Annotated in this window: 23 protein-coding genes; 3 read left to right on the top strand and 20 right to left on the bottom strand. The window is 59.9% G+C overall.

Translation table 11 applies throughout. From position 1 onward, the window contains the following. Positions 1–80 precede the first annotated feature (80 nt). A complete protein-coding gene (locus ACQRBV_RS14960; protein WP_060756258.1) occupies positions 81–1,052 on the top strand; it encodes a magnesium and cobalt transport protein CorA in 972 nt (323 codons plus the stop codon). Here ACQRBV_RS14960 and ACQRBV_RS14955 read toward each other — a convergent pair. The 3 genes from ACQRBV_RS14955 to ACQRBV_RS14945 form a co-directional block, all read right to left on the bottom strand. Beyond that, positions 1,049–1,774: an amidotransferase gene (locus ACQRBV_RS14955; RefSeq protein ID WP_161549546.1), complete on the bottom strand. Its 726-nt coding sequence runs from the start codon at positions 1,772–1,774 to the stop codon at positions 1,049–1,051. The genes ACQRBV_RS14960 and ACQRBV_RS14955 overlap by 4 nt on opposite strands. 171 nt (positions 1,775–1,945) lie before the next feature. After that, positions 1,946–4,093, bottom strand: a complete 2,148-nt coding sequence (locus ACQRBV_RS14950; protein WP_411985675.1) for a 3-hydroxyacyl-CoA dehydrogenase NAD-binding domain-containing protein — start codon at positions 4,091–4,093, stop codon at positions 1,946–1,948. 16 nt (positions 4,094–4,109) lie between these two features. Further along, positions 4,110–5,318 (bottom strand): acetyl-CoA C-acetyltransferase, encoded by a 1,209-nt coding sequence (locus ACQRBV_RS14945; RefSeq protein ID WP_205343324.1) that lies wholly within the window; start codon positions 5,316–5,318, stop codon positions 4,110–4,112. A 646-nt stretch (positions 5,319–5,964) separates the two neighbouring features. Between ACQRBV_RS14945 and ACQRBV_RS14940 the strand changes: the two genes are divergently transcribed. After that, the gene (locus tag ACQRBV_RS14940) at positions 5,965–6,771 is read left to right on the top strand and encodes a c-type cytochrome (RefSeq protein WP_411985676.1); all 807 of its coding nucleotides are present in this window, start codon (positions 5,965–5,967) and stop codon (positions 6,769–6,771) included. 110 nt (positions 6,772–6,881) lie between these two features. Here the strand turns inward: ACQRBV_RS14940 and ACQRBV_RS14935 are convergent, their stop codons facing one another. The 14 genes from ACQRBV_RS14935 to ACQRBV_RS14870 form a co-directional block, all read right to left on the bottom strand. Then, positions 6,882–7,688: a transglutaminase family protein gene (locus ACQRBV_RS14935; RefSeq protein WP_060756263.1), complete on the bottom strand. Its 807-nt coding sequence runs from the start codon at positions 7,686–7,688 to the stop codon at positions 6,882–6,884. Next, positions 7,685–8,635, bottom strand: coding sequence for an alpha-E domain-containing protein (locus ACQRBV_RS14930; RefSeq protein WP_104994570.1), 951 nt, complete (start codon positions 8,633–8,635; stop codon positions 7,685–7,687). The genes ACQRBV_RS14935 and ACQRBV_RS14930 overlap by 4 nt, the downstream gene beginning before the upstream one ends. Before the next feature lie 4 nt (positions 8,636–8,639). After that, complete coding sequence (locus ACQRBV_RS14925) at positions 8,640–10,049, bottom strand: circularly permuted type 2 ATP-grasp protein (protein ID WP_060756265.1); 1,410 nt, start codon at positions 10,047–10,049, stop codon at positions 8,640–8,642. A gap of 394 nt (positions 10,050–10,443) precedes the next feature. After that, entirely contained in the window at positions 10,444–10,785 is a 342-nt protein-coding gene (locus ACQRBV_RS14920) for a ribonuclease E inhibitor RraB (RefSeq protein WP_060756266.1), read from the bottom strand. A 213-nt stretch (positions 10,786–10,998) separates the two neighbouring features. Beyond that, entirely contained in the window at positions 10,999–11,235 is a 237-nt protein-coding gene (locus ACQRBV_RS14915; protein WP_060756338.1) for a hypothetical protein, read from the bottom strand. Positions 11,236–11,338: 103 nt separating this feature from the next. Then, positions 11,339–11,944 (bottom strand): START domain-containing protein, encoded by a 606-nt coding sequence (locus ACQRBV_RS14910; protein ID WP_060756267.1) that lies wholly within the window; start codon positions 11,942–11,944, stop codon positions 11,339–11,341. A gap of 41 nt (positions 11,945–11,985) precedes the next feature. Beyond that, on the bottom strand, positions 11,986–12,240 hold the full coding sequence (locus ACQRBV_RS14905; RefSeq protein WP_060756268.1) for a YkgJ family cysteine cluster protein: 255 nt from the start codon (positions 12,238–12,240) through the stop codon (positions 11,986–11,988). A 162-nt stretch (positions 12,241–12,402) separates the two neighbouring features. After that, complete coding sequence (locus tag ACQRBV_RS14900; RefSeq protein WP_411985677.1) at positions 12,403–12,876, bottom strand: translation initiation factor 2; 474 nt, start codon at positions 12,874–12,876, stop codon at positions 12,403–12,405. Between the two features lie 104 nt (positions 12,877–12,980). Next, on the bottom strand, positions 12,981–14,420 hold the full coding sequence (locus ACQRBV_RS14895; protein ID WP_060756270.1) for a PLP-dependent aminotransferase family protein: 1,440 nt from the start codon (positions 14,418–14,420) through the stop codon (positions 12,981–12,983). Between the two features lie 184 nt (positions 14,421–14,604). After that, a complete protein-coding gene (locus tag ACQRBV_RS14890) occupies positions 14,605–15,417 on the bottom strand; it encodes an OmpA family protein (RefSeq protein WP_090369149.1) in 813 nt (270 codons plus the stop codon). After that, positions 15,414–15,776 (bottom strand): DUF4398 domain-containing protein, encoded by a 363-nt coding sequence (locus tag ACQRBV_RS14885; protein WP_104994573.1) that lies wholly within the window; start codon positions 15,774–15,776, stop codon positions 15,414–15,416. The genes ACQRBV_RS14890 and ACQRBV_RS14885 overlap by 4 nt, the downstream gene beginning before the upstream one ends. A gap of 9 nt (positions 15,777–15,785) precedes the next feature. Then, on the bottom strand, positions 15,786–16,601 hold the full coding sequence (locus ACQRBV_RS14880; protein WP_104996182.1) for a substrate-binding periplasmic protein: 816 nt from the start codon (positions 16,599–16,601) through the stop codon (positions 15,786–15,788). 73 nt (positions 16,602–16,674) lie between these two features. Beyond that, a complete protein-coding gene (locus ACQRBV_RS14875; protein ID WP_411985678.1) occupies positions 16,675–17,604 on the bottom strand; it encodes an electron transfer flavoprotein subunit alpha/FixB family protein in 930 nt (309 codons plus the stop codon). Between the two features lie 2 nt (positions 17,605–17,606). Next, positions 17,607–18,356 (bottom strand): electron transfer flavoprotein subunit beta/FixA family protein, encoded by a 750-nt coding sequence (locus tag ACQRBV_RS14870; protein WP_014719538.1) that lies wholly within the window; start codon positions 18,354–18,356, stop codon positions 17,607–17,609. Between the two features lie 506 nt (positions 18,357–18,862). Between ACQRBV_RS14870 and ACQRBV_RS14865 the strand changes: the two genes are divergently transcribed. Next, a complete protein-coding gene (locus ACQRBV_RS14865; protein ID WP_411985679.1) occupies positions 18,863–20,527 on the top strand; it encodes an electron transfer flavoprotein-ubiquinone oxidoreductase in 1,665 nt (554 codons plus the stop codon). Between the two features lie 63 nt (positions 20,528–20,590). On the opposite strand, the gene glyA is transcribed toward ACQRBV_RS14865, so the two are convergent. The 3 genes from glyA to ACQRBV_RS14850 all read right to left on the bottom strand — a co-directional run bounded on the left by glyA (position 20,591) and on the right by ACQRBV_RS14850 (position 23,614). Continuing rightward, positions 20,591–21,829, bottom strand: coding sequence for a serine hydroxymethyltransferase (gene glyA, locus ACQRBV_RS14860; RefSeq protein WP_090369146.1), 1,239 nt, complete (start codon positions 21,827–21,829; stop codon positions 20,591–20,593). A gap of 11 nt (positions 21,830–21,840) precedes the next feature. After that, positions 21,841–23,094 (bottom strand): threonine synthase, encoded by a 1,254-nt coding sequence (gene thrC, locus ACQRBV_RS14855; protein ID WP_411985680.1) that lies wholly within the window; start codon positions 23,092–23,094, stop codon positions 21,841–21,843. Between the two features lie 88 nt (positions 23,095–23,182). Then, positions 23,183–23,614, bottom strand: a complete 432-nt coding sequence (locus ACQRBV_RS14850; protein WP_090369141.1) for a Rid family detoxifying hydrolase — start codon at positions 23,612–23,614, stop codon at positions 23,183–23,185. Positions 23,615–23,639: the final 25 nt, after the last annotated feature.

Below are 23,639 nucleotides of genomic sequence, written 5' to 3'. Positions count from 1 at the left end.
TCGCAATGACAGCTACGACGGAACGTCATTCAGGCTAAGCTGCCCAACATCTGTCATCCCAATAAGAAGCGATCAGCACCATGGGTAGAGTTGTTGCGGCTGCCGTCTACAGCGCCGGCAAGAAAGTCACCGATATCACCCTCGACGAAGGCGCCGCCTGGGCCGCCAAACCTGACCACTTTGTATGGATCGGCCTGGAAGCCCCCAACGCTCAAGAGCTGGCCAACCTGCAACGCCAGTTCAACCTGCATGAACTGGCCATCGAAGATGCCCTGGAAAAGCACAGCCGCCCGAAGCTGGAAACCTTCGGCGATGCACTGTTTATCGTCACCTACTCACCGGTGCGCGAGAACGGCAAGCTGGTGTTTATCGAAACCCACATCTTCGCCGGCAACGGCTACATCATCACTGCACGCAATGGCCACTCGGCGTCCTACGGGCTTGTGCGCCAGCGCTGTGAGGCGCGGCCACTGTTGCTGGAGCATGGGGAAGATTTCGTACTCTATGCGCTGCTGGATTTCGTCACCGAGAATTACCAACCGGTGAGCGAGGCGATCCATGCCGAGATCGATGAACTGGAACGCAACGTATTGTGCAGCTCGCTGAATGAGCGTGATATCCAGAACTTGCACGGCTTGCGCCGCGACGTGCTGCGGCTCAAGCGCTACGTCGCGCCGATGGTGGAGATCAGCCAGGAGCTGCAGAAGCTGAGCTTCCCGTTTATCGACAAGAACATGCGCCCGTATTTCCGCGATGTGCAGATCCATGTGACCCGGCAAATGGAAGACCTCACCACCCTGCGCGATATCGCCAGCCAGACCATCGAGATCGGTGTATTGCTGGAGGCTTCGCGCCAAAGCGTGGTGCAGCGCAAGTTCGCCGCATGGGCGGCGATCCTCGCCTTCCCCACAGCGGTGGCGGGGATCTACGGGATGAACTTCCAGAATATGCCCGAGCTGCAATGGCACTACGGCTATTTTGCAGTGCTCGGGTTTATCGCGGTGGGCTGTACCGGTTTGTGGGCCAGCTTCAAGCGTTCGGGCTGGCTTTAACGCTTGGCCTCGGATTGGTGGGCCACGAAACGCATCATCCATTCCGCCACGGTGACGCCGTGGTGGTCGCGTTCCAGGCTGGCGACGCCATGGTTGTAGACCTTCTCGCCCAAGGTCGTCTGAAGAATCTCCAACAGCTCGCGGGAATAGTCATGGACAAATTCCGGGTGGCCCTGGAAGCACAGCACCTGATCGCCAATGTGGTACGCCGCAAACGGGCAAAACGCGCTGGAAGCAATCACCGTGGCGTTTTTCGGTAGCGTGGTGACCTGGTCCTGATGGCTGATCAATAGCGTCAGTTCTTCCACTTCAGGGCTCATCCACGGCGCCTTGGCATCGAGCTTGTAATCGTGGATGCCCATGCCCCAGCCCTGGCCCGCGCGCTCGGTCTTGCCGCCCAGCAGCAGCGCCAGCAATTGGTGGCCGAAACAGATACCCAGCAGTTTGTCGCCGCGCTCGTAACGCTCGAGCAGATAGGTCTTGAGAGTCTGGATCCAAGGGTCGGTGCCAAAGGAGTCGGCCTTGCTGCCAGTGACCAGGTAGGCATCAAACACTTCATCTTCCGGCGGGTATTCGCCCTGCACAACGTTGTAGACAACGAATTCGGCGGCAATCGGCTGCTTGGAGAACAGGCGCTTGAACATCTGCCCGTACCCTTGGTATTGATCGATCAAGCCTGGACGCAGGATATCGGTTTCCAGGATACAGACGCGTAGCGACATAAAAAATACCTGACACGGTGATGGGAATAATGCACACCCCAGAGCCTGCCCTGAAACACCCTCCAAGGCAAGCCCTTGTGGGAGGGGGCTTGCTCCCGATAGCGGTGGCACAGTTACTGACTCGTCAGCTGATACATCGCCATCGGGAGCAAGTCACCTCCCACATTCAGATCACCGAAATATTTCGCCTTGTGCAGCCTTTTCCAGCAACAACGCCGGAGGAGAGAACCTTTCCCCATATTGCTCCGCCAGGTAGCGCGCCCGGGCGATGAAGTCGTTCAACCCGTACTGGTTGATAAACTGCAACGCACCGCCACTCCACGCGGCAAAGCCAATGCCGAAGATCGAGCCCACATTGGCATCCGCCGTGGACATCAACACCCCCTCCTCCACACACCGCACGGTTTCGATGGCCTGGATAAACAGCAGGCGGTCACGTACATCCTGTGGCGAAATTTGTTTACCCGGCTGTTCGAAACGGGCTTTCAGTTCCGGCCACAGGTGTTTCTGCCCGCCTGCCGGATAGTCATAGAACCCACCACCCGCGGCCTTGCCGGCGCGTTTGTACTCATTCACCAGCAGGTCGATCACCCGCGTTGCCGGATGCGTCGGCATCTCCTTACCTTCGGCCTGCAGATCCTTGGCCGTTTGCTGTCGGATATGGCTCATCAAGCTGAGCGACACCTCATCGGACACCGCCAACGGCCCCACGGGCATGCCGGCCTTGCGCGCTTCGGTCTCGATCATCGGTGCAGCCACGCCTTCACCGAGCATAGCGATGCCTTCATTGGTGAAGGTACCGAACACCCGCGAGGTGAAGAAGCCGCGACTGTCGTTGACCACAATCGGGGTTTTCTTGATCTGCAGTACGAAATCAAAACCTCGGGCCAGGGTTTCGTCGCTGGTGTGCGTGCCCTTGATGATTTCCACCAATGGCATTTTGTCCACCGGGCTGAAGAAATGCAGGCCCAGGAACTTGCCTGGATCGGGCACGGCGTTGGCCAGGCCGCTGATGGGCAAGGTGGAGGTATTGGAGGCGATCACCGCGTCGGCGCCGACGACGCTTTGGGCGGCGGCCGAAACCTGGGCCTTGAGCTCGCGGTTTTCAAACACGGCCTCGATGATCAGGTCGCAACCGGCCAGATCGGCATCAGAGGCCGTAGGATGAACGCGCGCCAGGATGGTATCGCGCTGCTCGGCGGTCAATTGCCCACGCCCCACCTTCTTGTCCAATATCGCGGCCGAGTGCGCCTTGCCTTTCTCGGCGGCGACGAGGTCGATGTCCTTGAGCACCACGTCGATGCCCGCACAGGCACTGACATAAGCGATCCCCGCGCCCATCATCCCGGCACCCAGCACGCCGACTTTGCGGGTCACGTAAGGGGCAAAGCCTTGGGGGCGCGAACCGCCGGCGTTGATTTCGTTGAGCTGGAACCAGAAGGTGCCGATCATGTTCTTCGCCACCTGGCCGGTGACCAGTTCGGTGAAGTAACGGGTTTCGATCAGGTGGGCCGTGTCGAAATCCACCTGCGCACCTTCCACGGCGGCGCAGAGGATTTTTTCCGGAGCCGGAAAGCAGCCGTTGGTTTTGCTGCGCAACATCGACGGTGCAATCGCCAACATCTGTGCAACCTTGGGGTTCGACGGCGTACCGCCGGGGATTTGATACGCCTTGTTGTCCCAAGGCTGCCTGGCCTCGGGGTTGGCGAAAATCCAGGCGCGAGACTTGGCCAGCAGTTCATCACGGCTCAAGGCCAGCTCATTGATCAAGCCGGCTTGCAGCGCCTGTTGCGGCCGCAGTTTTTTACCTTCCAACAAATACGGCAGGGCCTTTTCCAGCCCCAGCAGGCGCACCATGCGCACGACCCCACCACCGCCCGGCAACAGGCCCAAGGTGACTTCCGGCAAGCCGAGCTGGGTGGATTTATCGTCCAGTGCGACGCGGTAATGGCAGGCCAGGCAAATCTCCCAGCCACCGCCCAGGGCCGCGCCATTGATCGCGGCCACGACCGGTTTGCCGAGGGTTTCCAGGCGGCGCAACTGGGCCTTGAGCACGCGCACACCGTCGTAGAAATCCTTGGCGTGGTGCTTGTCGACCTGGATCAGCTCATTGAGGTCGCCACCGGCAAAAAACGTCTTCTTGGCCGAGGTGATGATCACACCGGCAAGGCTGTCCTTTTCCGCTTCCAGGCGCGTGACCGTGGCCGCCATGGCCTCGCGGTACGCGGCGTTCATGGTGTTGGCACTCTGGCCGGGCATGTCGAGGGTCAGTACCACAATCTGGTCCTGGCCTTTTTCGTAACGAATAGCGTCGCTCATGACGGGTTCCTTCGGCTCAGAGACGTTCGATGATGGTCGCGATGCCCATGCCACCGCCGACACACAGGGTGGCCAGGCCGTAGCGCTGGCGGCGTACTTCCAGCTCGTCGAGCAAGGTGCCGAGGATCGCGCAGCCCGTGGCGCCCAACGGATGGCCCATTGCGATGGAGCCGCCGTTGACGTTGACCCGAGCGGGGTCGATGCGCATGTCCTTGATGAACTTGAGCACCACGGAGGCGAAAGCTTCGTTGACCTCAAACAGGTCAATGTCTTCTACGCGCAGCCCGGCCTTGGCCAGGGCCTTGCGTGTGGCCGGGGCCGGGCCGGTAAGCATGATGGTCGGGTCGGTACTGGTGACGGCAGTGGCGACGATACGGGCCCGAGGTTGCAGCCCCAGTTCGCGGCCTTTGGCCTCGGAGCCGATCAACATCAAGGCGGCCCCATCGACGATACCGGAGCTGTTGCCCGGCGTGTGCACATGGTGGATGCGCTCCACATGGCTGTAGACCCGCAGCGCAGTGGCATCGAAGCCCATTTGCCCGATCATTTCGAAGCTGGGCTTGAGTTTGCCCAGGCCATCTAAGGTGGAGTCGCCGCGGATGAACTCGTCATGGTCCAGCAGCACGATGCCATTCTGGTCCTGCACTGAAATCAACGATTTGCTGAAGGAGCCGTCTGCACGCGCCCTCGCCGCTTTCTGCTGGGACTGCAGGGCGAAGGTATCGACGTCCTCGCGACTGAAGCCTTCCAGGGTTGCGATCAAATCTGCACCGATGCCCTGGGGCGTGAAATGACTGTGCATATTGGTTTGCGGATCGAGTACCCAGGCTCCCCCATCGCTGCCCATCGGCACCCGCGACATGGACTCGACGCCGCCGACCACCACCAGGTCTTCGAAGCCTGAGCGCACTTTCATCGCGCCCAGGTTCACCGCTTCCAGGCCCGAGGCGCAGAAGCGGTTGATCTGCACGCCGGCAACGCTGATGTCCCAGTCCGCCACCAGCGCGGCAGTCTTGGCGATGTCGGCGCCCTGGTCGCCCACCGGGGTGACGCAGCCGAGGACGATATCATCCACCTGGTGCGTATCAAGATCGGCGCGTTGCGCCAGCGCCGTAAGCAAGCCGGCCACCAGGTTTACCGGCTTGACGCTGTGCAGGGCACCCTCGGCTTTGCCTTTGCCCCGGGGCGTACGTATCGCATCAAAGATCAAAGCTTGTTGGGTCATGACGTCCTCGAACCACTGTGCGTGTGTGCCTACCTTAGGCCCGATTGACACGGTTTCAATGACGGATGCGCTCATTGCTTTTGACCCCCTCGCTCGGACGAACGGTAGGTACCTAAGGGAAACCGCTGATTAATCGTTTTAGCGGTCTAGCCCTAGGGCTGGCGCCAAGATGGCGATTGGCCTCATGCCGTTTTAAGCTCAAATACTGCTTAGTTGATATGAAATGGATCTAAGCCGCGCAGAACAGGGGCTCTAAGGTTGAATCTGTAAGAGGCTGCTGCCGGGTTTTGCTGGAGCAGCTGTAAGAAAAGCGACACGTCATATCGGCATAGTGAAATTTTCCGGCACGCATTTGACGCTCAGGAATAACAACAAAAGGCAGTCAGCCATGTTCAAACATTCGAAAGTACGTCAGGCGGGACTCATTCTTTTCGCCACCACACTGATTCTGATCTTGCCCAATCTCACCAAGATTATCGGGTGACGGCTCAACCCTCGCATTCAGTGCACACGCAGCATCACGACTGCAGTTTTTGGCGGCACCTGCCGGGACATTGCGTATAGCGGTCCTGTGCAGGCGCTGCCGTTTTGCGTGCGATTTTCCGCTATTGTTGGGTGTCTTTGCCCATCACATCGAGCCCATATCGTGAAAACGATCGTCGCCCTATTCATTGCATTACTGACTCTGCCCGTCTCTGCAGCGCAATTGACCATCGAACTGGACCACACCAGCAAGACTTGGCAGACCGCCGACTTGCTCAAGCGGCCGGATGTACAGACGGTGCAGATCGTCGATGACGTTTCCTACAAGCGCAATATGACCTATCGCGCAGTGCCACTAGCCGCCCTCCTACCGGGACTAAAAGCGGAAAACCATCTGCAAGCCGTCGCCCTCGATGGCTTCGCTGCCGAACTTGCCGCCGCGCCGTTTCTGCAAAACCACGGCGCCCGCGCCTGGCTTGCCATTGAGGACCCCGATCACCCTTGGCCGGCGCTGGCGCAAGATAAACCGAGTGCCGGGCCGTTTTATCTGGTGTGGACCGATCCGCAAGCCGGCTCCATCAGCCCTGAGCAGTGGCCGTTCCAGATCTCCGGGATCAAGCAATTGAAGACCGTCGCCGAACGCTTTCCCGCCTTGCTGCCCGATCCGCAGCTGGCGGCGAATGACCCCGTGAACCAAGGCTTTGCGTTGTTCCAGAAAAACTGCCTGGCCTGTCACCGGCTCAATGGCGCCGGCGACGCCCAAGTGGGGCCGGATCTGAATATTCCCTACAACCCCACCGAATATTTCAGCGGGGATTTCCTCAAGCGCTATATCCGCGATCCCCAGAGCCTGCGGCATTGGCCACAGGCGAAGATGCCGGCTTTTGCAGCCAGTGTATTGCCCGATACTGAGCTGGGTTTGCTGGTGGGGTATTTGAGGCATATGGCGGGGCGTAAACAACACCCCTGAACTTCGCGACAATGCCTATGTGGGAGGGGCTTGCTCCCGATAGCGGTGTGTCAGCTAAAAATCACTGACTGGCAACCGCCGATCGGGAGCAAGACCCCTCCCACATTGCATTATTGCTGCTGGACAGCGATCACCGGGGCCGGCGCCATGCATAACACCTTGGCATGCATCTGTTCATGCCCGCCGCCCCGACGCATGCCGCGTACCGGGCAGGCATCCAGGTAATCCAGGCCCACGGCCAGTTTCAAATGCCGCTCCGGCCGCGCCAGTTGGTTGGTCACGTCAAAGCTGTACCAGGCGTCATCCAGCCAGGCTTCAGCCCAGGCGTGGCTGGCCAGGTGCGTGCTGTCTTCGGTGTACAGATATCCCGACACATATCGCGCCGCAATCCCCAGGCTGCGTGCGCAGGCCAGGAAGGCGTGGGTATGGTCCTGGCATACGCCTGCCCGCCCGGCGAAAGCCTCGGCGGCACTGGTGTCAACTGCGGTTGCACCCGGCGTGTAGACCATCGACTGGTTGAGCGCGTGCATCAGGTCGATCAACGCGCTGCGGTCGCGACGTTGCCGGCAGTGCTGCTCGGCAAAGCTGCGCAACGCTTCGTCGGGTTCGGTCAGGCGCGTGCTGCGCAGGAACGGGAAAGCCGACTGGCTCTCGTGTTCAGCCTCGCGTAACTCATCGATATCCACCTGGCCACGGGCACCGATGATGACCGCGTCGTGGGGTTCGTCCAGCGTCAGCACATGCAGGATATTGCCGAACGGATCGACCTGTGCCCGCACCGGGCGTGGCAGGTCTAGCTGCCAACTGATGACGTGCTGGCGCTCGCTGTCATGGGGCGTGAGGCGCAGGTACTGGATACTGGCGCGCACCGGGTCTTCATAGTGGTAGGTGGTTTCGTGGCTGAGGGAGAGTCTCATGCGGCCTCCAGGTAGGAGCTGTAGATGGCGTCGCCCAACTGGCGGACCAAAGGGATAAAGTCGGTCAGCCAGGCGTGCAGGCCTTCCTCAAGGATTTCGTCGATGGCGGTAAAGCGCAGGCGTGCGTCCATTTCGGCGGCCAGGCGCTGGGCCGGTCGCCCGTTGAGGCCGGGCAGGCTGGCGAGGATCTGGTCGATCTCTTCGCTGCAGGCGCGCAGCGAGCGTGGGACATCAGCGCGTAACAGCAACAACTCGGCCACTTGCCGGGCGCCGGGCGCGTCGCGATAGATCTCGGTGTAGGCCTCGAACGACGATAACGCGCGCAGCAAGGCGCTCCACTGGTAGTAGGCGTGGGCTGTGCCGTCGCTGACGGCGGCGGCCTGGTCGCCGGCCATTTCATAACGTGCGTCCAGCAGGCGCAGGGTGTTGTCGGCACGCTCGATGAAGGTGCCCAGGCGGATAAAGCGAAAGGCGTCGTTACGCATGATGGTGCCGTAAGTGGCGCCCCGGAACAGGTGCGAACGCTCCTTGACCCACTCGCAAAACCGGCTCATGCCGTAATGGCTCAAGCCTTGCTGGGCGATGTCGCGGATATCCAGCCAGGTGGCGTTGATGTTTTCCCACATGTCGGCGGTAATTCGCCCACGAACCGCATGGGCGCTGGCCCGCGCGGCGCCGAGACAACTGTAGATGCTGGCCGGGTTGGCCGCGTCCAGCGCGAAGAAGTGCAGCAGGTGTTCGGCATGCAGTTCGCCGTGGCGTTCACGGTAGTCATCCAGGGTGCCGGTGATCAGCAACGGCATGGCCAGTTCATGCAGACCGTCACCGTGCCCGTCTTGAGGCATCAGCGACAGCGAATAGCTGACGTCGAGCATGCGTGCGAGGTTTTCCGCACGTTCCAGATAGCGCGACATCCAGTACAAATCCGAGGCAGTTCTACTCAACATGGCATCAGTCCTCGACCACCCAGGTGTCTTTGGTGCCGCCGCCCTGGGACGAGTTGACCACCAGCGAACCTTCACGCAGCGCCACACGGGTCAAGCCGCCGGGCACCACGCGGGTTTCCTTGCCGGATAACACGAAGGGACGCAGGTCGATATGGCGCGGTGCGATACCGTTTTCGACAAAGGTCGGGCACGTGGATAAACACAGCGTTGGTTGGGCGATATAGGCGTGGGGCTTGGCTTTGATGCGGGCGCGAAAGGCTTCGATTTCCGCCGCGGTAGACGCCGGGCCGACCAGCATGCCGTAGCCGCCGGAGCCTTGGGTTTCCTTCACCACCAAGTCCGGCAGGTTGGCCAGCACGTGGGATAGTTCGTCAGGCTTACGACACTGGTACGTCGGAACATTCTTCAGGATGGGTTCTTCATCCAGATAAAAACGGATCATCTCGGTGACGAAGGGGTACACCGACTTGTCATCCGCCACCCCCGTGCCGATGGCATTGGCCAGTACCACGTTACCCGAACGATAGGCGGCGAGCAGGCCGGGCACACCCAGCATGGACTCGGGGTTGAACGCCAACGGGTCGAGGAATGCGTCGTCGAGGCGGCGGTAGATCACATCCACCGCCTTGGGGCCGTCGGTGGTGCGCATGAACACGCGATCATCGCGCACAAACAGGTCGGCCCCCTCCACCAGTTCCACGCCCATCTCGCGGGCCAGGAACGCATGTTCGAAGAATGCGCTGTTGAAACGCCCTGGCGTCAGCACCACCACGCTCGGGTTATCCAGCGGGCTTGAGCTTTTGAGGGTATCGAGCAGCAGGTTGGGATAATGATCGATCGGGGCAATGCGCTGGGCCGCGAACAGTTCGGGGAACAGGCGCATCATCATCTTGCGATCTTCGAGCATGTAGCTGACACCGCTCGGCGTACGCAGGTTGTCTTCCAACACGTAGTAAGTACCGTCGCCATCGCGTACAAGGTCGACGCCGGAGATGTGGGAATACAGATCGCGGTGCAGGTTCAGCCCCTGCATCGCCAGTTGGTATTGCTCGTTGGCCAATACCTGTTCAGCGGGAATGATCCCGGCCTTGATGATGCGTTGGTCGTGATACAGGTCGGCGAGGAACATGTTCAGCGCCTTGACCCGCTGGATACAGCCACGCTCGACCGTGCGCCACTCGCTGGCCGGTATGCTGCGCGGGATTGTATCGAAGGGAATCAGGCGTTCGGTGCCCTGCTCGTCCCCATACAGGGTGAACGTGATCCCGGCGCGGTGAAACAGCAAATCGGCCTCACGCCGGCGCTGGGCCAACAGCTCGGCGGGCGTTTCAGCCAACCAGCGGGCGAATTCGCGGTAATGGGGACGGACCTGCCCTGCCCCATCGTACATCTCGTCGTAATAAGTGCGGATCATGCCGTACTCCTTGTCCCCCGGACGCAAGAATCTTCGCAAGGCCCGTGCCATCGGCATAAACACTTATAAATCAGTGAGTTGGATAAGCAGCGGAATCTAACCGCACCGTCCTGGTGCGCAGAATGCCCGCCGCCTTGCGTCACGCTTCATCCCAATGCGGGCTTTGGCTATCAACAGCATAGCCAGAGTTGATTTCATTGCCCGGCTGCCCCCAGGGATAATCGCCCCATCTGCTGAACTGCCTTCAGCGCTCCGCTCTTCCCTTTAGGCCACCCTTGTCGGGTGGCTTTTTTTTGAGGCTGAGAAAGTACCGCGCAAGTTCCACACATTTTCAGACGGCACAAACAAAATCGGCCGACCCGAAGGTCAGCCGATACGCTGAGACTCTATGCAACTACATGGGTAATCCACGCACCTCCTGCTTCACGCCCCATCCCTCGATGATCCCGCCCAGCGGCTCGACCACCGCTTCAAAGTCTTGTTCGAAGTCTCCTATGCCGTCGTAGGTTGCGGACATGATTTTGCTCAGTTCCAAGTACCACGCGCCATCGTCGCGCGCGCTGACCTGGGCATTCAGCGATTCCCCACGAAATCGACCCGCAGCCCGGCGCGCCCGTTCCTCATCCGGGAAAATGGCGTAGAACTCGATGGGGTGAAAACGCGAGAAGTCAAAGCCGCCTTCTTTCATGCGGCGCAGAACATGGGTGCTGATATCTTCTTGATAGGCTGTGCTCATGAAACGTCCTCCTCAAACCGATGGATAGACTTTCCGTGCTTCCCGAAGCCTGCGCCCTACTGGCGCAGGTACTACGGCAATAACAACACCGCTGGAAAACAAGCATGTAGCTGACAAGACCAGACCTTAGCGATTCATTCGCTGATCTCGTTTGCAGAGTAGCGCGAAGCTATCACCTCTACCAGAGGGGGTTGAATGAGTTACAGGGATTGTTCAGGCAGCCGGAGAAATGTCGAGGATCTGGATGCTGTTCTGGTCTTTGAGGATCTTGACCGTAGGCTCAGGCTGGCGTCCTTCAAGGTCATTGAGGTCGAGCTCGGCGGCTACCGGCACCAGCTTGCTGCGAATCATGTGCGCCGCCTCTTCGAGGCTGGGCTTTTGCGTGCAATCGAACTGCTCTACGGACTTCACGCCGTGGTCATCAACAAAGGTAATCTGCCACTTTTGCATCGGTGCTTCCTCGATAAAACCCAAGTGTGGGCTCACATCCATCTGGACCTTGAGGGCTTGGCAAATGTTCCACTCAAGGTCGCAGGCACCTGATCGGCTGTGCTTATTTTTCAGCGTGTTCTTTCAAGGCTTTCAAGGTCTTGAACGGGGCGTCCACCACGAACTTGTTGGCCAGCCACGACGGCACACTGCCGCCAGGCTCGGTGTGCACCTGGTAGGTCACTTCGGTCTGGTTGTCGCCTTTGGGAACGAGCTTCCAGAAGCCATCGACCTGGGCGACTCGAACGTAGCCTTTTTCTTCAGGCTTGTAGGTTGGCACACCTTCCAGTTTACGCGTCAGCGTGCCGTCGGCCGCCTTGGTCGTCGTGATATGCAGGTAGGAATCGCGGTCAGTCACCGGGAACGGGGCCTTGAATTGGGTGTAGGTCCAGCTTTCGTCACCTTTCTTATCGACCAGCTTCTGCGATTTGCACTCATGGATCCATGAGCAGGCGCCCGCCACGTCTTCCTGCAGAGCCTGGATCTTGGCGACTGGGGCCTTGATCACGGTGACACCGCGATAAGCCTTGTACTTGGAGCCGGCAATTTCGCTCAAGGACACTTTGATACCGTCTTCGTCCTTGGCAACCTGCCAGTCTTCCGCCTGGGCAGTGGCAGCGAACAACACTGTAAAACCGCACAACACAGCCATTCGTTTCAGTGAACCCATTGTTGTATTCCTTATTGTTGAAGTTCCAATAGTAAAGCCCATCAAGCCGCCGTCATCTGCTCCCACCAGCCAATCAGCCGGATCGCATCGGCCTGGTCGTTGCCGCAGACTTCGATATCCGCCTTGAAATCACTGCACACCGCCGGTCGCTCCGGGCGGCCGAACAGCAGGCATAGCTGTTCGACCGACAAGTGCACACAGCGTTCTCCCGCAGGTTTGCCGTTGGGCATTCCCGGCAGCGGTGAACTGATGGAGGGGGCGATGCAGCAAGCGCCACAGCCTTCACGGCATTTCATGACCAGCAGGTCCTCGACGGCTCAATAGGGATGGCCGGGCTAGAGTACGCCCTAAAACAGCCGTTTTAAAATGGTCCAACAGGGGTTTTTCGCGCAAAACAAAAGTGACTGACCAGTCTGCGACAGATGGTCGAGGGCAAGCGTCACGTCCGAGGGAAAAGTTTACTGCTTGAATTCGAAATCCAGCGCTGCGCCTTCCACTTCACGCCGCTCTTCGTTGCGCAATTGCAGCTTCATCTCGTTGCTGAGCAAGCGGCCATTGATCTGGAACGCACTGTTATCGGTTGGCTTTTCGCCAAACATCGGTGGCAACAATGGCACGCTCTTGGGCTTGGGCATGGTGCCGATCGGCTGCAAGTGCCGCACCATGTCCGTAGGTAAAGACAGGTCCAACTGTGCCGGTGGCAACTTGGTCTGGGCCACTTCGTGGGCCGACTTGGATTTGCTGGCGATCGGTGCACGCTTCTTCACGGGCGCGGCTTTCTTCTTGGCAGGGGGCGTTTTTTTCGCTGGGGTCTTCTGCTGTGCCTGGGCGGCGGGCCTGGTTTCAGTCACGGGCGACGCGGCCAGCACGGCGCCGACGTTACACAGGATCAACAAGCCAATCATCCAGACAGCGCGAAAAATAGAGGTCATATCGCCAACAGCATTAACGGCAGAAAGCCATATGCTCGCTTGTTGTGCATGGCATGACAAGCGCGGTGATCAGCCATGCAGGCGAACTGTCCCCTTTCTACGCCTCAAAAGCCTGCCGCCGTTTCCTGGCATAACTGGCTGGCAAGCATGCCCAGAGTCATCAGTGCCCGCTCCGCCTCGCGATTCCACGGCGTCCCACAGTTGAGGCGAATACAGTGGTTGAACTGTTCCGTATTACTGAAAATCACCCCAGGTGCAATGCTGATGCCCTGTTGCAAGGCACGCACGTGCAGTTCCTGGGTATTGACCCGCCCCGGCAAACTGACCCACAGGATAAAGCCGCCGGTTGGGCGGGTCATTTGCGTGCCTTCAGGGAAATACTGCTGCACGGCCAGCTGGAACGCGCTGAGATTCTTACGGTATTCCTGGCGGATGTAGCGCAGATGCCGGTCGTAACCACCGTTCTCCAGGTAAGCGGCAACGCCCATCTGGGTGACGCTGCAGGCGGAATGGGTGCTGAACATCTGCAGGCGCTGGATTTCCTGCTGGTACTTGCCGGCGATCATCCAGCCGATTCGCACACCGGGCGATAATGTCTTGGAAAAACTTGAGCAGTAGATCACTCGATCCAGGCGGTCATAGGCTTTGAGGGCCTTGGTGCGACCGACTTCGAACATCAGTTCGCCGTAGATATCGTCTTCGACAATCTGGATATCGAAATCCGAGGCCAGGCGCAGTAACTGCTTCTGCCGCTCTTCCGGCATGGTCGCGCCCAAGGGGTTGCTCAGGCGGGTGGTCAATACCAGGGCCTTGATCGACCATTGGTTCGCCGCCAGTTGCAGGGCTTCCAGGCTCATGCCGGTGGCGGGGTCGCTGGGGATCTCGATGACCTTGAGGCCCAGCAGATCGGCCAGTTGCAGCAACCCATAATAAGTGGGCGATTCAGCCGCGATCAGGTCGCCGGGCCGCGTGAGCACACGCAATGACATCTGCAAGGCATCCACACAGCCGTGGGTGATCACCACTTCGGAGGGGTCCACCACGACGCCGGCGTCGCGCATGCGAATCGCCACCTGGCGGCGCAGCGGTTCGAAACCGGGGCTGAACATGTAGCTGAACGCCCGCGGGCTCTGGAAGCGCGTGACCTTGGCCAACTGCTGGTGCAGTGCGCGTACCGGCAGGTAGTCGACGCTCGGCACCGCAGCGCCCAACGGGAATACACCTTCGCGGCGCGACTCGACCAATACCTGCTGAATGATGCTGCTGCGGGTGACCAACCCTGGGCGCTCGACCCGTGCGATGTCCGGCGTAGGCGCCGTCAGCGCAGGTGTCTGGTGCACGTAGTAGCCCGACTGCGGCCGCGCGCGGATCAGCCCCTGGTCTTCCAGGTTGGCGTAAGCCTGCAACACGGTGGCATGGCTGACGTTGAGCTGGGAGCTCATCTTGCGCACCGACGGCACGCGCTCTCCCGGCTGATAAACACCGCGCCGGATGTCCTCAGCCAGTTGCTGGGCAATACGTTGGTAAAGCAACAGATTGGTCATGACGCAGCACTCGATTTCACGGGTATTTTATTTTTGTGTGAAACATACCGGCACAGTTTAGAAGTGTACGGGGACAGTTGCCACAATAGTCGAGCGCAGGCGGGAGTGACAGCAAAAACTGTAGGGGGGTGTCGCGTGTAGGAGCGAGCAAGCTCGCTCCTACAGTTTCATTAGAGGCGAGTTCTCAGCGAGCGGCGCCCAGTTGGCCCTTTTCGTCCGAAAATACAATTTCCACCCGGCGGTTCAGCGCGCGGCCACGCTCGGAGGCATTGGCTTCCACCGGGTACTGGTCGCCGTAACCTTCGACCTCAATACGGTTGTCATCGATACCCAGGTCAATCAACAGGTCTGCCACCGATTGGGCACGGTCGCGGGACAGTTTCAGGTTCTCCTGCTCGCCTCCGGTGTTGTCGGTGTAGCCCTCGACGCGCACCCGACGCTTGGGGTTCAGTTGCAGGAACTGCACAATTTTCAGCACTGTACGGCTGGCCGAGTTCTGCAGTTCAGCTTCGCCGGTATCAAACAGCACATCCCCCAGGGTCATCACCAGGCCCCGATCGGTCTGGGTGGTGAGGCTGGCGATCTGTGCTTCAACCCACTTGCCCTGCTGCTGCACGCTGGCCAGCTTATTTTCCCGCAGGGCCAATTGCAGGCGCTGGCGTTCCAGTTCGAGCTTGGTGCCGCGCTCGGCGTTGAGACCCTGCTCGGCATGCTCACGGGCGATCGCGCTGTAGCGTTGGCTCAGGTAAGCGTAGTGCACCACGTCGGCACCGCTGCCCCAATAACTGGACAGGCGGTCGGCGCGAGCCAGGGACTCACCAGCACGAATCACGTCTTTAGGCGCGAAACGCAGCACATTGGCGTCTTCCTTGACCTTCTGGAAGTCACTGCCGGCCTGCTGCAACGCCTGCTCGCTGTTAGGCTGGCTGGCACAACCCCCCAAGGCGGCACTGCCCAGCAACAGAGCACAACTCAAACCACGGATGATCGGGCTCATTGGGCTTCTCCCAACTGCAATTGCTTGCGCAGGCGAGTGATGCGGGTGTTGAGCACGTTCAGTTGCTCCTGGCTTTTGCGAGTCAGAATCCGCGCTTCGGCGAGGCGCGCGTCCAGCTCGGCCTGTTCGGCCTGCATGCGCGCATCCTTATAGGATTGGCCAGCCATATCAGCCTTGGCCTTGGCGAACTTGTCTTCAGCCAGTTTCAGGTCAGGTGATTCATCGGTATTGGCACCCACGGCGCTGGCTTGTTCCAAGGCTTGCTGGGTGAGGCGAATCTGTTCATTCGGCGCAGGATCAGCGGCACATCCCGCCAAAGCGACAACGGCGAGGGCCGCGAAAAAAGGTCGAAGAGTCACGGTAAATCCTTACTTTGCTGAGGTGCCGACGGGTTGCTGCAGTTGCGCTTTCCAGCGCTCAAGATTGCGCTGCAGCGCGGTGTGCGCGACGTCGGACGTGGGCAATTCTGTCATCTTTTTGGCCAGCTGTCCGCGCAGCCACGGATCATTGCAGGCCGAGTTGTGGGAAACCGCCAAGTACAATCCGGGCTGGTCGACCGGGGTTTCGCGCGCAACCAGATCGTTGCTCATGCCCAGACTCTGGGCCATGGCCATCCCGGAATAGCGCCCGGCAATGACGTAGTCCACTTCCCCGAGCAGCAATTTCTGGAAGGCCGGCGTCAGGCTGGGCAAGCGTTGCAGGTTCAACTGCTGGCCCGCGAACGTTTCCAGGCCTGCACTCAGGCGGGCACGTTCCGACACCGCGCCTTTATGGCCGTGCAGATCGGCGGCCGTGGTGTAGACCAGGGGCGAGTCCTTGCGGGTCCAGACCAGGTAATCGATCTGCACCAACGCCGGGTGGATATAATCAAGAGTTTCCAACTCACCCAGGTTCAGCGGCGCATCGGCAAGCAGGTCCATGCGCCCGCTGCGCACCTCATCCAGGGCCAGGGAGCGTTTGCCGCCGTAGAGCAGGTCGATTTTCAGGCCAAGGTCCTTGCCGACTTGTTGCAGCACGTCGGCGGTGGCGCCGATCAGATGCGTCGGGTCCTGGGGATCGCGCCACAACAAGGGCGGTGCGTCCGGGCTGCCGGTAATCACCAGGCGCTCACACTTGCCGGCGGCCAGCGCCAGGCTTGGCAGCAGCGTGAGGCCCAGCAGTACCACCCAGGGGCGCAGTTGCATGGCGAAGCTCTCCGAATAGTCAAAAAAAAGCCCGGTCACAAGGACCGGGCTCTTTATAAGTGAAGCCGCTGGATTAGACCAGCTTCTCCAGCTCAGGCACTGCTTCGAACAAGTCCGCCACCAGGCCGTAATCAGCCACCTGGAAGATCGGGGCTTCTTCGTCCTTGTTGATCGCAACGATCACTTTGGAGTCTTTCATACCCGCCAAGTGCTGGATCGCACCGGAGATACCGACGGCGATGTACAGCTGCGGCGCAACGATCTTGCCGGTCTGGCCGACCTGCATGTCGTTGGGTACGAAACCTGCGTCGACAGCAGCGCGGGAAGCGCCGACCGCCGCGCCCAGCTTGTCGGCCAGGGCGTACAGGTGCTTGAAGTTGTCACCGTTCTGCATGCCACGGCCGCCGGAAACGACGATCTTGGCAGCGGTCAGCTCAGGACGGTCCGACTTGGCCAGCTCTTCGCCAACAAAGCGGGAAGTACCGGCGTCGTGGGCAACGGCAACGGCTTCAATGGCAGCCGAGCCCCCTTCTGCGGCAACCGGGTCGAAACCGGTGGCACGCACGGTGATGACCTTGACCGAGGCGTTGGACTGTACGGTCGCGATAGCGTTACCGGCGTAGATCGGGCGCTTGAACGTGTCAGCGCTTTCTACCGAGATGATCTCGGAGATCTGGTCAACGTCCAGCTGCGCGGCAACGCGTGGCAGGATGTTTTTGCCGTTGGAGGTCGCGGCAGCCAGGATGTGGCTGTAGCCCTTGCCCAGTTCTGCAACCAGCGGAGCAACGTTTTCCGGCAGCTGATGCGCGTAGGCGGCATTGTCAGCGTTCAGGACTTTGCTCACGCCCGCGATTTTCGCGGCGGCTTCAGCTACGGCACCAGCGCCCTGGCCTGCAACCAGTACGTGGATATCACCACCGATTTTCGCAGCGGCAGCCACGGTGTTCAGAGTGGCCGGGGCCAGCACTTTGTTGTCGTGTTCAGCGATTACCAAGATAGTCATGATTAGATTACCTTCGCTTCGTTTTTCAGTTTCTCGACCAGTTCAGCCACCGACTTGACCTTGATGCCCGCGCTGCGTGCAGCCGGTGCTTCGACTTTGACAGTCTTGTTGGTGGAGGCGGTGGAAACGCCCAAAGCATCAGGAGTCAGCGTTTCAAGCGGCTTCTTCTTGGCTTTCATGATGTTTGGCAGCGACGCATAGCGCGGCTCGTTCAAACGCAGGTCGGTAGTGACGATGGCCGGCAGTTTCAGGGAAACCGTCTGTGCACCGCCGTCGATCTCACGGGTGACCGCTACGCTGTCGCCGCTCACTTCGACTTTGGAGGCGAAGGTGCCCTGGCCGTAACCGGTCAGTGCAGCCAGCATCTGGCCAGTCTGGTTGTTGTCGCTGTCGATGGCCTGTTTGCCAAGGATCACCAATTGAGGCTGTTCCTTGTCGACAACGGCTTTGAGCAACTTGGCAACGGCCAGGGAAGTCAGCTCTTCAGCGGACTCGACCAGGATGGCACGGTCGGCGCCCAGTGCCAGGGCGGTACGCAACTGCTCTTGAGCAGTGGTCGGGCCGATGGAAACCACCACGATTTCAGTCGCCACGCCTTTCTCTTTCAGGCGCACGGCTTCTTCCACGGCGATTTCGCAGAAAGGGTTCATCGACATTTTGACGTTAGCGAGGTCGACGCCGGAATTGTCCGCCTTGACGCGAACTTTCACGTTGTAATCGACAACGCGTTTGACAGCTACAAGAACCTTCATGGATTCCTCGTTACTCTCCGGTGAAAAGAAAGTCGCCTAGGCGAACCTGGCGGTTGATGCTCATCGGCACACAAGGGCACCTCCAAAGACGGCAGAGATGGCACGACAATGGGATAGCGATGACCGTTCGTCAGTGGTGACCGGGAGGTCATTCTTTATCGCAGCGTGTAAACTGCGCGCCATCGCTGAGGCACGCTTCACCTTTCCTGCCTTTGGACGTGCTCTTGAAACCTGCAGTCTGCCTACGGTAAGCGCAAAACCGACCGTATATTGACCGGAACGCCTATTCTGGTCAATACGCCAAAATAGCCTGTCATAAGCCGCGTTGCTTTGATTTACCTAGCTTCCAAGCAATTCAAACAAACGTTTGTATTGGACGCTGACAGTGGTCTATATATAATGCGCCACCTAGAGAGCAAGGTGGGTCAGGCCTAGGCGCCAGACGTCACCGAAACCTCCACCCATTAGAAAAAAAAGCCTGTTGAGCCTTGAGTAGGAGATAGCCTGTGGAACGCGAATACATGGAATTCGACGTGGTCATCGTCGGCGCCGGCCCGGCGGGCCTGTCTGCCGCCTGCCGACTGAAGCAGAAGGCCACCGAAGCCGGTAAAGAAATCAGCGTCTGCGTGGTCGAGAAAGGCTCCGAAGTCGGCGCCCACATCCTCTCCGGTGCCGTGTTCGAACCACGTGCCCTGAACGAACTGTTCCCCGACTGGAAGGAACTCGGTGCCCCGCTCAACACCCCCGTGGTGCGCGATGACATCTATGTACTGCGCAGCCCCGAAACCTCCACCAAGGTGCCCGACTTCTTTGTGCCCAAGACCATGCACAACGAAGGCAACTACATCATCTCCCTGGGCAACCTGTGCCGCTGGCTGGCCCAGCAGGCCGAGAACCTGGGCGTTGAAGTCTACCCGGGCTTCGCCGCCCAGGAAGCGCTGTTCGACGAAAATGGCGTGGTCCGCGGGATCATCACCGGCGACCTCGGCGTCGACCGCGAAGGCCATCCGAAAGAAGGCGTGTACACCCCAGGCATAGAACTGCGCGGCAAGTACACGCTGTTCGCCGAGGGTTGCCGTGGCCACATCGGCAAACAACTGATCAAGCGCTTCAACCTGGACAGCGATGCCGACGCGCAGCACTACGGCATCGGCCTGAAGGAAATCTGGGAAATCGACCCAGCCAAGCATCAACCTGGCCTGGTGGTGCACACCGCCGGTTGGCCGCTGGACATCATGAGCGCCGAAAACACTGGCGGCTCGTTCCTCTATCACCTGGAGAACAACCAGGTGGTTGTCGGCCTTATTGTCGACCTGTCCTACAGCAACACCTTCCTGTCGCCCTTCGATGAATTCCAGCGCCTCAAGCACCATCCGGTGCTGGCCCAGTACCTCGAAGGCGGCAAGCGCATCAGCTACGGCGCCCGTGCCATCTGCAAAGGCGGCCTGAACTCGCTGCCGAAGATGGTCTTCAAAGGTGGCGCGCTGATCGGGTGCGACCTCGGCACCCTGAACTTCGCCAAGATCAAAGGCAGCCACACCGCGATGAAGTCCGGCATGCTCGCCGCCGACGCCGTGGCCGACCGTCTGTTCGCCGAATCCGAAGGCGGCGATGAACTGACCGCTTACGTCGACAGCTTCAAGTCCAGCTGGCTCTACGAAGAACTGTTCGCCAGCCGCAACTTCGGCCCGGCGATGCACAAGTTCGGCCCGATCCTCGGTGCCGGCTTCAACTGGTTCGACCAGAATATCCTCGGCGGCAAAATGCCGTTCACCCTGCACGACACCAAGCCGGACTACGCCTGCCTGAAGCTCGCCAAGGACAGCAAGAAGATCGACTACCCGAAACCCGACGGCAAACTGAGCTTCGACAAGCTGAGCTCGGTGTTCATCTCCGGTACCAACCACGAAGAAGAGCAACCGTGCCACTTGAAGCTCAAGGACCCGAGCATCCCGATCGGCACCAACCTGCCGCTCTACGATGAACCGGCGCAACGCTACTGCCCGGCAGGCGTGTACGAAGTGATCACCCAGGAAGACGGCGAGAAGCGCTTCCAGATCAACGCCCAGAACTGCGTGCACTGCAAGACCTGTGACATCAAGGACCCTTCGCAGAACATCACATGGGTAACGCCGGAAGGCGCGGGTGGGCCGACTTACCCGAATATGTAAGCCAGTCGCATAAGAAAGCCAACGCCCTTCGGCGTTGGCTTTTTTTATCAGCGCAACAAAGTATCAGCGCAACAGATACACCGGAAAACATTCACACAAATGCATCACCCGGCGCCGAGTCTTATCCAGCAGCGCCGCGTTATTGGGCTGCTCCAGCAAGTCAGCGATAAGGTTCGCCACTTCGGCGCACTCCGCTTCGCCAAAGCCCCGAGTGGTCAGCGCCGGCGTGCCGATGCGAATGCCGCTGGTGACCGCCGGTTTCTGCGGGTCATCAGGGATTGCATTCTTGTTCAGTGTGATGTGGGCGCTCTCCAGCAACGCCTCGGCATCTTTGCCGGTGATGTTCATCGAGCGCAGATCGAGCAGGAACATATGGCAATCGGTGCCACCGGACACCACGCGCAAACCACGGCGCGTGAGAATGCCGGCCATGGTGCGGGCGTTGTCGATCACCCGTTGCTGGTAGTGCCTGAACCCATCGCTCAACGCCTCATTGAACGCCACGGCCTTGGCGGCGATGACATGCATCAGCGGCCCGCCCTGATAAACGGGAAAAATGGTCTTGTCGAGCAGCGCCGCGTATTGCGCCTTTGCCAGGATCAAGCCGCCGCGCGGACCACGCAAGGTCTTGTGGGTGGTGGAGGTGATGAAATCGGCGATACCGACGGGCGATGGGTACACCCCTGCCGCGATCAACCCGGCGTAGTGCGCCATATCCACCATCAAGTAGGCGCCGACTTCGTCGCAGATCTTGCGAAAACGCTGGAAATCGATGGTTCGCGAATAGGCAGAAGCCCCGGCGATGATCAACTTCGGTTTGTGTTCTCGGGCCAGCGCTTCCATCTCGGCGTAGTCGAGAGTCTCGGTTTCCCGCTCCAGGCCGTAGGAAAACGCCCGGTAGAACTTGCCCGAAAAATTCACCGAGGCGCCGTGCGTCAAGTGACCGCCATGGGCCAGGGACATCCCCAGGATAGCGTCGCCCGGTTCAAGCACCGCCAGAAACACGGCCTGGTTCGCCTGGGATCCGGAGTGCGGCTGGACGTTGACGTACTCGCAATTGAACAGTTTGCGGGCGCGCTCTATGGCCAGGTTTTCGATCTCGTCGACAACGCCGCATCCGCCGTAATAACGCCTGCCCGGGTAGCCCTCGGCATATTTATTGGTGAGCACCGAGCCCTGGGCCTGGAGCACTTCGTCGCTGACGTAGTTTTCTGACGCAATCAATTCCAGGTGGGTTTCCTGACGGTTGCGCTCACGCTCGATCAGGCGGGCTACGGCGGGGTCAAAATTTTGCAGGCTCATGCTGTGATTCCTCAGGTGAACTCGTCGGCCAGTGCCGCAGGTACGGAAGGCGACTGCGCCCGTGACGGGGTTCTGGCCGAGTCGGATAGAAAAATGGAGGTGTCTTTCAAGCCGCTGCCGGTGATCAGGATCACGGCAGTTTGCGCAGTGCCGGGATTCTCCTCGGCATATTTGAGCAACCCGGCGAACGCGCTGGCGGCGCCCGCTTCGGGAAACACCCCGGTACTGGCGGCTAGCCGGGAAGCGGCGGCAACAATGCTCGGGTCACTGACGCAAATGAACTCACCCTCGCTGGCGGTTACCGCACGCAGGGCTTTGAGACGGTCGCGCGGCAGGGCTACGTTGATGCTGCTGGCCAGGCTGGTGGGGGGAATGCGTTCTACCTGCTGCATGGGCTGGCCACTGCGCCAGGCGCGGTACATGAAATTACTGTGCTCGGCCTGCACGCCGATCAGGCGTGGAATACGCTCAATCCAGCCCAACTGCAGCAAGTCGAAAAAACCCTTGTAGACCGAGCCGAGAATGCAGCCATTACCCACCGGCACGAACACCAGGTCCGGGACTTGCCAGTTGAGCTGTTCGCACAGCTCGAACGCTACGGTTTTCTTGCCTTCGCTCATGTACGAATTGATTCCGGTGGTGCGGTTGTACCAGCCGTGGGTTTCGCAGGCGTCAAGGCATTGTTCGAAGGCTTCGTCGTATTGGCCGTCCACCAGCACAATCTCGGCGCCGTAGCCTTGCATCTGCGCGAGCTTTTCCCGGGGTGCAGTCTTGGGCAGGTAAATCACATTGCGCAGGCCCAGGCTGGCGCTCATTCCGGCCAGGGCCGAAGCGGCGTTGCCGGTGCTTGCCACCGCGATGGTGCGTGCGCCGGATTGCATGGCGTGGGCCACAGCCAGGGCACTGGCGCGATCCTTCAGCGACCCGGTGGGCTGGCGGGATTCATCCTTGATAAAGACTTTGATCCGCGACCCCTTGCCGAGCAGCTCCGGGCGCGAATACAGCGGCGTGTTCCCCACCAGTAAAGGCGGAATGAATTGCGTCGAACTCAACGGCATCAACCGGTCATAGCGCCACATGCCACGGGCATGATCGTGGGCCAGACGGCCCCTGGACCATTCGCGTTTGAGCGTCGGGTAGTCGTAAAGCGCATCGAGCGCCCCTTCAGTCTTGCAATGAGGGCAGTAATAGCTGACCTCATGCGGCTGGTAGCTGCGATCACACACCAGGCACTGCAACACATACTCTCTACACGAATGATTCATAGCCCCCTCCTGAAAGTATGACGTGCGGGTGGTTCCCGCCGAAGCCGGCCCCTTTGGGCCGGCGGGCACTTCACGGACGCAAGGTGTTTCAGACCACCATGATCGCGTCGATGGCAACCAGGGTGTTGCGTGCCAGGGCACTGGCGCCGGCGGTCGTACGGGCTGGGTAGGGTTTGGTGAAGTACTCCTCCATCACCCGGTTGAGCGTCGGAAATTCGCTCAGGTCAGTGATGAACGCCGTGACCTTGACCACATTCGCCAAGGTGCCACCCGCCGCTTCGGCCATTTGCTGCAAGTTGTCCAGGGTCTGGCGCAACTGGCCTTCGAAGTCCTTGGCCAGCACCTCATTGTTCAACGCCGAGACCGGGGTCTGCGCCGAGAGGTAAATGGTTTGCCCTTGACTGACCTTGATACCCTGGGAATACGTCCCCAGTGGCAGCGGCGCCTTGTCAGTGAAAATCACGTTGTCTTCGCCCAGGAAAGGCTTGGCGACAGGCTGGAGCTGAGCATTTGTCTGCATGGTGACGTTCCTTGTTAAGCGGGTT

It is taken from the genome of Pseudomonas sp. R11F, from assembly GCF_050312575.1.
Classification (GTDB): Bacteria; Pseudomonadota; Gammaproteobacteria; order Pseudomonadales; family Pseudomonadaceae; genus Aquipseudomonas; species Aquipseudomonas palleroniana.
This window is presented reverse-complemented; position numbering and strand designations above follow the sequence as displayed.